Genomic DNA, 7,213 nt, shown 5'->3' with positions numbered 1-7,213 from the left:
AGTATTGGAACGTAGACCAGTATAACAATAGAATTATTATAGATTACAAAAAAGTCACAGTAAAAATGCTGTGACTTTTTTGATGCAATATAATTTTAATTATATTGTATGAAATGATATTACATCGTCAACATTTTTATTGACTTATAGCTTATAAAATTCAACGCGTAACATTGGCTTACAGCATATATTCAAAAAAATAAAAGCGTGGTAAAATAGAAAGGTGGTACATAAAAGTCCGCGCAATATACGAACGTATGTTTGCAAGGCCAATGATAATATAGTACAATATAATTGAGGTGAGGTTATTGGAATTAGAGGGTAATCAACAAAGAGTAACAGATGAGATTATGAAATATAAAGAATTATTAGATGATGGAATTATAACAAAAAAAGAGTTTTCTATTAAGGAAAAAGAATTATTGTATTCAGTTAAGGAAAAATAATAAAATAAGTATGCAATAATATGGAGCTTAACGGCTTCTTTTTTATTTTTTAAATTCATTATTTGCCATAAAACAACCTCTCACAATTTCATGTATAAAGAAGTAAATCATGCATAAAAGTAGTGTATATTCTCAATTAGACACCAATAATAGCAATAATATAGTAGTTTATTACATACATAAGATTAACAATGAGGCTATAAGCTACATTTAGTTATTTCTATCCCTATTATAAAAAATAGTTTTTGTTGCAATATTATGTGGAATAACTTTTAGTTTAATTGCTAATGAATATGATATAAGTTATGCTATAAGCAATAGGTATAGTTATAAAAAACTAGTTTTTTATAAGGGGGAAGATAAATGGAAGAAATCAAAATTGAAAATAAATTCATTGTTTTTCTAAAAAAATATAAATGGATTATATTAATAATAATTTTTATTATTACAGGTTACATGTATGGATAAATTTGAACATAGTTATTGTTAAAAGAGTATTAAGATTAAATATCTTAATACTCTTTATTTTTGTAGAATTTGTGAGCAATAAGCGAATGAAAGTACATTTAACGTACTTTTTAAATAAGCATATATTTTTGAGTATGTATTATGCTATTTCAATTATCAGTATGTAAATAGATACTATAATACTAATAGGTACGTACTTGTAAATAATAACACTATCATCTAATATAATACTATTAAATATAATTGGAGGAAATATAAATGAAAGTAATAGCAATTAACGGTAGTCCAAGGAAAAATAAAAATACTGCTACTCTTCTAAATAAAGCGCTTGAAGGGGCAGCTTCACAAGGAGCTGAAACAGAGCTTATTCAGCTTTATGGCCAAAATTACAAAGGGTGTATAAGTTGTTTTGCCTGTAAATTGAAAAATGGTAAAAGTTATGGCAAGTGTGCTGTCAAAGATGATTTAACACCTATCCTTGAAAAGCTTGCAAATGCTGATGCCATTATTTTGGGGTCTCCCATATATTTTGGAGCAGTTACTGGAGGCATGAGGTCTTTTATAGAAAGATTTATGTTCCCATATTTAGTTTATGATACATCCCATTCAAGCCTTTTTGGAAGAGAAATACCAACTGGATTCATTTATACTATGAATGTAACTAATGAGCAAATGAAAGATGTAGGATATGAAAAAGGTCTTAAATTTGTAGAAGATTGTATGAAAAAACTTTTTGGATCTTTTGAATCATTAATTGTCAATGATACATATCAGTTTAATGATTATTCAAAATATGTTGTAACAAGTTTTGACGAAAAGAAAAAAGCACAAGTTAGAGAAGATCAGTTCCCAACGGATTGTAAAAATGCATTTAATATGGGAGTAAGCTTTGTTAAGCAAACTATCTCAAGATAAAGCAGGTGAAATACCTAAAATTTATAAAAAAATATAATTAAATGCTGTATTCTTCCAAAGAGTACAGCATTTAATTAATATTTCTAGGTACATAATAAATGTCGTGAAAACATAATTTCATGACATTTATTTAAGTAATGTCAGACCCTATTGAGCTATCGTATAAAGGTATACCCTTAATGGTCTTAAGGTTTTAGTCCAGTTATACAGAATATACCTTGTGTTAAACTCATACAGTGAAAAAGCTAGGAAGAATGATATGGAAAGTGAATGGCGATTAAGGGTAAAAGAATAACTCCGACCCCAATCCCTAATCTTAAAACATGACCAAAGTATTATATAGAGTATATGGAAAAATACAATAAAATACAAAAGACTATACAGCTTAATTCTGTATAGTCTTTTGTATTTTATATTAACTTAATGAATCTATTTCTTTATCACTATTATCTATTGAATTAATTACTGTATTAACTGCATTACCGAAGAACTTTCTGATATATAAGGTAATTGTTTTATAATATTGTAAATATATTGTGGTATTAATTTTTCATTGCCTAAACTCTGTTCTAAAGATAATTTTTTATAGTACAACAACTTGCACCAAAAATTTGAGAAATCATCTTTTGTAATAAAAGTTATATTATCGCTATCTTCAACAGCAAATCCGTAATTAGATCTTTCTAAAATATTTATATCTACATATTCTTCATTTGATAACAGTAATAGTACATCATCCCACATTTTTTTAAATGTAATCATTAAATTAAATCTCCTCCTAAATAAATAGTTTATTTAAATATACAACTTATATTTCGAATGTTAAAACAATCAATAATTAAATATCATGCCCCTTAATTATTGAACTACTCTAAAAATATATTGTCTTTCGCAAAACCCTCTATCAACATTTTTTCTGCTAATTGTAGTTTAATGAGATTTTGTTTTGATATCATTTTAGTTTTTTTCTTGTCTTCTACTATAAAGTCATCTGATTTTTCCATTATTAGTGCATCCCCCTTAATTTTAAGTATATTTTTTTAAAAATATAAATTATTATAGTCATCACCTAATATGATAGTTCTACTTAATAGCCTTAACCAAATTTGTTATAATCTTATTAGCTTGATCACCTAGTAATAAAAATACTGCACTCAACAAAGTGCAGTATCTTTATTACTAGGTGATTTTTTATAAAAACATATGTTATTTGATTTTATTATAGACTACTTTACACATTTATTCCATGTATTTGGTAAAAAAAGTAGTTTTTTACATTAATATTTTTAATAACTATACTCTCTACCACCTTAGTTTTATAAAACCATACAATATAATAAGTGTTATAGTGAATGCTCCTTAGAACTATTGGTATATTATTAAATAATAAAGGCATACAACATAATTAAAATTATATTGTATGCTTCTTTATTATATTCAATATAAGGCGGACAAAAGTACACTGATGGTCGCTTATGGTACGTACGAAGTGTTGCCGTAAGACATAGTATATAAGAGTGTTAACATAATTAAATTGGAGGCAATTTTATAATGACAGATAAGACTTTAGTTTGTATTGATTGTGGTAAAGAATTCGTATTTACCGAAGGTGAACAAGGATTCTACAAAGAAAAAGGATTCGAAAATGAACCTAAAAGATGTCCTGATTGCAGAAAAGCAAGAAAATTACAAAGAAGCAGAGAATAGTATAAGATTTATTACTAGCTCCATGGGGTTATTTTTTATAATAACCCTATTGGAACTGATAAAGGTGGAAATGAGATATCTCTTATTGATGTATTAAGTAGTGATGAAGATTCTATTATTGATATAGTAGAACGTAAAATACAACTTAAACAGATTTATAATAAGATAAACATAGGTTTGAATAATAGAGAAAAAGCAGTAACTCAAATGCGCTATGGATTACTTGATGGTAATCCTCGAACTCAAAGAGAAATTGCATTGATTCTAGGAATCTCTAGGTCCTATGTTTCTAGAATTGAAAAGAGCGTATTAAAGAAGCTTAATAAGGTCTTAAGTAATATAAATATAAATACATAGTTAGAGTATGTAATTTTTAAATATTGCGTACCATATAGTATAGTGTACGAATGAAGTACGCGATAGTTAATAGCCATTGTCCTTAAGAGAGTGGCTATTTTTAATTATTAATCGGAATAAGATATAGGCTTTATGTTTACGCTAAAAAAACTGATTATATACTTTTAACATAATACTCCTTTTTTATTTTATTATATTAAAATAGCCATAAACTACTATGAATACTGTTTATAATAATACACAAGATAGTAGTACAAAAAAATAATTATAAAATATAAAGGAGGTAATTTATATGTCAAAAAATAGAGTATTAGTTTCAAAGGCTAAGGCTGGATTAAATAAATTTAAAATGGAAGCTGCTAGGGAAGTAGGAGTAAATCTTAAAGATGGTTACAATGGAGATTTAACTTCAAGAGAGAATGGTTCTGTAGGCGGACAAATGGTTAAAAAAATGGTTGAGGCTTACGAAAAGAATTTATAATACGTAATAAGAAAGACATAAGAAAGCCTGGTGTACGCTAGGCTTTCTTATGTCTTTCTGTCGTTAAACGATCTTTTCATGACATTCAACTATTATTACTTTTACAACAAATGTTTATGATAAAGATAATATAATATTTAAAAAAAAATCTGTTCTCAAAATGGACCCTATAAAGTAGACAATAAAAAAAAGTCTACTTTATAGAGTACATTTTATTATCTACTTTATATTTAATTAAAGGGGACTCTAATTAAACAACAAATCACTTGTTTATTACCATATTTTACAATGACAAGTAATTATAATTAGTATAACATATTCATGTAAAAAATATGTTGCTTTCACTCATTTATTTGCCCATGCACTTATTAAATAGAATAGGACAAAAGCCCTTTAAGATAACGTTTATTATGTTGAATGAATTACGAGAAAAAAACACTGCAGAACTATTCCTAAATGATGACTCAGATTTTTAATATTTACTTTTTCTAATTAGTGGTATTATCATTACTAATTAGAGCTTGTGCTACAATTACATCTTGTCCGTTAAATGTACATGAAGGAGATTCATATAATATATAACCTTCATCAAGTAATTCGGAAATTCTCTTGCAAAAGTTTCCATCATCTTTTCCTGTAATCAATCTGTATCTAAGTTTTTTCTCCATTATAAATACCTCCTTGTATTAGTTAATATAGTATTTTAATTTAAGGCTACTACACAATACCAATTCTAAATATCAAATTGATAGCCCCCCTTATCATATTAGCAAAATATGAATTTATTTTACAATATTATACGAGTATCACATAAAATTTACAATAAACATAATAAACGTTATATTGTATGCCTTTGTCTTATTAAACTTAGATTATTATTGATTTTCATTTACAGTATCGATTCTGTTTGCTACGTCAACATCACCTTTTTGTGTGTTGGAATTTAGTTTTCCTGTTGCTAGATATACGCCAGTAAATACACATAATCCACCCCATATCTGTGCTCCTGTTATTTTATCACCGAGAAAAATGCTGATTAGGGCGGTAAAAACAGGATTTAAATTCAGGAAGATTGATGCCTTATTAGCCCCAACTGCTCGAATGGACAAATTCCAAAAAATATAAGCACACGCGGATGGAAAAATCACCATAAAAAGAATTCCCTTAATAGCTAATGGACTTATTGTAGTCATGTCAAATCCTTGTGCAATAGCGAAAGGTGACATTATTATTACGGCAAATAAGGAGGAAACCGCTGTGGCTGTAATCGGAGGTACAACAAGACGTCTTCCTAATATTGAATAAGCCGACCATGCTACGAGGGCACCAATCATCAACAAATTTCCTCGGTTGTACCCTATACTAAAGATTTGGATTAAATCTCCCTTCGTCAAAATTGTTAACACTCCTATTAGTGAAATTACAAATCCTGCCGCTTGCATTCTTGATATCTTATCTCTAACCAAAAATACCGAAAACAAAACAATGACTGCAGGGTTTAATGTAGTGACCAATGCTACATTTATTGCAGATGTATATTTAAGAGCGGAATAAACAAATAAGTTAAAACATATAACACCTAGTATTCCAAACATAGTTAACGACGGCCATTGTTTCCATACCTTCCTCCAATTGGGCTTTTCAATAATCTGAGCAGCGGGAAATAACAAAAACAGCGCTAATGCCCAACGTAAATAATTAGTCCAAAGTGGTGTCATTTCCATAACAATATACTTTCCAACTACAAAATTGCCTGCCCAAAACAAAGGACATAATGCCAATAAAATCCAAATTAAATATTTTCTCAAATTTACTCAACCCCTATTTCTGATTTACTAATCATAAAACAAACTACTACAATATGAACGAATGTCGAGTGTAGGAACTTTTAATTTAAATATTGGTTTAGCTATTACCATATTTAGGAATTGGGTTTTCAGTACAGGACAGCTATGTTCTTCATACCCCCTCGTATTTTGCAATGACAAAAGATAACGATGGGAATAAATCTCATTTGTACTTAATTGACACAAAAAGTTTTAAGATTACAGATATAATAAATATAAGTAAAATTTTCTTTTATTAAATCCCCCCACGTTCCACTTTTTTCTGCAACCTTTTCTCAAACAATTCTTCTTTCCTCAGCTACAGCCTTATTTGTTAATGTCCATAACTTTTTCACTATACATCATAATTATTTTTCCTCTTTTTTTTAAGAAGTCATCATATAGTGGTGACATATCTCTTAATTTTTTAATAATCTTTGGAAGTGTTTCTAATACAAAATCTACTTCTTCCTCAGTGGTAGCATCACCTAAAGTTAATCTTACAGATCCATTACAATATCTTTTAAATTTATAGAGGTAGTTACACTATGCAGAGGGGACTCTCCTGCTAAAATGTCGTTAAAGCAGAGCATTTTACTATGAATTTTAAACTCATAGTATCAAACCCGAGCAATCTTGTCAACTATATACTTCACAGACTGTGTGAATTTAACACCAGTTATATTCTGTATAACTGGTCTAAAACCTACAATGTATTGAAAACGCTAGCTTTGTTTAAATATATCAATGTAATGGGAAAAGTGAAAAAAAGTGCATAAAAGTAGTGTATATTCTCAATTAGACACTTTTTATGCAGTGGAAATAGTGATTTATTGCATATGCAAAAGTATGAATGAGGGTATAGGATAGTTATAGTGGGAACACAAATGTCGTGAAATTATCTTTTCACGACATTTAACTATATTATAGCTTTTCTAATAAAAATCGAAGCAATCAACATTGTGGCTTAATACAATTTTTTTTATAATTTTATCATGTAAATCTTCAAAAAA

At 28.1% G+C, this 7,213-nt stretch carries 8 protein-coding genes and 2 pseudogenes; 5 read left to right on the top strand and 5 right to left on the bottom strand.

What is annotated here, in order from left to right; all coding sequences use genetic code 11:
• Window positions 1-308: 308 nt before the first annotated feature.
• Window positions 309-446, top strand: a complete 138-nt coding sequence (locus LGK95_RS21585) for a hypothetical protein (protein WP_226126964.1) — start codon at window positions 309-311, stop codon at window positions 444-446.
• Between the two features lie 726 nt (window positions 447-1,172).
• Window positions 1,173-1,829, top strand: coding sequence for a flavodoxin family protein (locus LGK95_RS21580; protein WP_226126963.1), 657 nt, complete (start codon window positions 1,173-1,175; stop codon window positions 1,827-1,829).
• A 462-nt stretch (window positions 1,830-2,291) separates the two neighbouring features.
• Here the strand turns inward: LGK95_RS21580 and LGK95_RS21575 are convergent, their stop codons facing one another.
• Together LGK95_RS21575 and LGK95_RS21570 are read right to left on the bottom strand one after the other, a co-directional pair.
• A complete protein-coding gene (locus LGK95_RS21575) occupies window positions 2,292-2,591 on the bottom strand; it encodes an ATP-binding protein (RefSeq protein ID WP_226126962.1) in 300 nt (99 codons plus the stop codon).
• Window positions 2,592-2,695: 104 nt separating this feature from the next.
• The gene (locus LGK95_RS21570) at window positions 2,696-2,833 is read right to left on the bottom strand and encodes a hypothetical protein (protein ID WP_226126961.1); all 138 of its coding nucleotides are present in this window, start codon (window positions 2,831-2,833) and stop codon (window positions 2,696-2,698) included.
• 547 nt (window positions 2,834-3,380) lie between these two features.
• On the opposite strand from LGK95_RS21570, the gene LGK95_RS21565 reads away from it, so the two are divergent.
• The 3 genes and pseudogenes from LGK95_RS21565 (at window position 3,381) to LGK95_RS21555 (ending at window position 4,374) form a co-directional block, all read left to right on the top strand.
• The gene (locus LGK95_RS21565; protein WP_226126960.1) at window positions 3,381-3,536 is read left to right on the top strand and encodes a zinc-ribbon domain-containing protein; all 156 of its coding nucleotides are present in this window, start codon (window positions 3,381-3,383) and stop codon (window positions 3,534-3,536) included.
• 42 nt (window positions 3,537-3,578) lie between these two features.
• Window positions 3,579-3,893, top strand: a pseudogene (locus LGK95_RS21560) (sigma factor-like helix-turn-helix DNA-binding protein); the annotation flags it as partial.
• Window positions 3,894-4,185: 292 nt separating this feature from the next.
• On the top strand, window positions 4,186-4,374 hold the full coding sequence (locus tag LGK95_RS21555; RefSeq protein ID WP_226126959.1) for an alpha/beta-type small acid-soluble spore protein: 189 nt from the start codon (window positions 4,186-4,188) through the stop codon (window positions 4,372-4,374).
• 488 nt (window positions 4,375-4,862) lie between these two features.
• On the opposite strand, the gene LGK95_RS21550 is transcribed toward LGK95_RS21555, so the two are convergent.
• The 3 genes and pseudogenes from LGK95_RS21550 to LGK95_RS21540 form a co-directional block, all read right to left on the bottom strand.
• On the bottom strand, window positions 4,863-5,042 hold the full coding sequence (locus LGK95_RS21550) for a DUF1737 domain-containing protein (RefSeq protein WP_226126958.1): 180 nt from the start codon (window positions 5,040-5,042) through the stop codon (window positions 4,863-4,865).
• Between the two features lie 207 nt (window positions 5,043-5,249).
• Entirely contained in the window at window positions 5,250-6,182 is a 933-nt protein-coding gene (locus LGK95_RS21545; RefSeq protein ID WP_226126957.1) for a DMT family transporter, read from the bottom strand.
• 345 nt (window positions 6,183-6,527) lie between these two features.
• Window positions 6,528-6,713: pseudogene (locus LGK95_RS21540) on the bottom strand (hypothetical protein); the annotation flags it as partial.
• Between the last annotated feature and the right edge of the window lie 500 nt (window positions 6,714-7,213).

It is taken from the genome of Clostridium algoriphilum (assembly GCF_020443705.1).
Taxonomy (GTDB): Bacteria; Bacillota; Clostridia; order Clostridiales; family Clostridiaceae; genus Clostridium_AD; species Clostridium_AD algoriphilum.
Note: the sequence above shows the minus strand (reverse complement) of the source record. Positions and strands in the feature narration are given on the sequence as shown.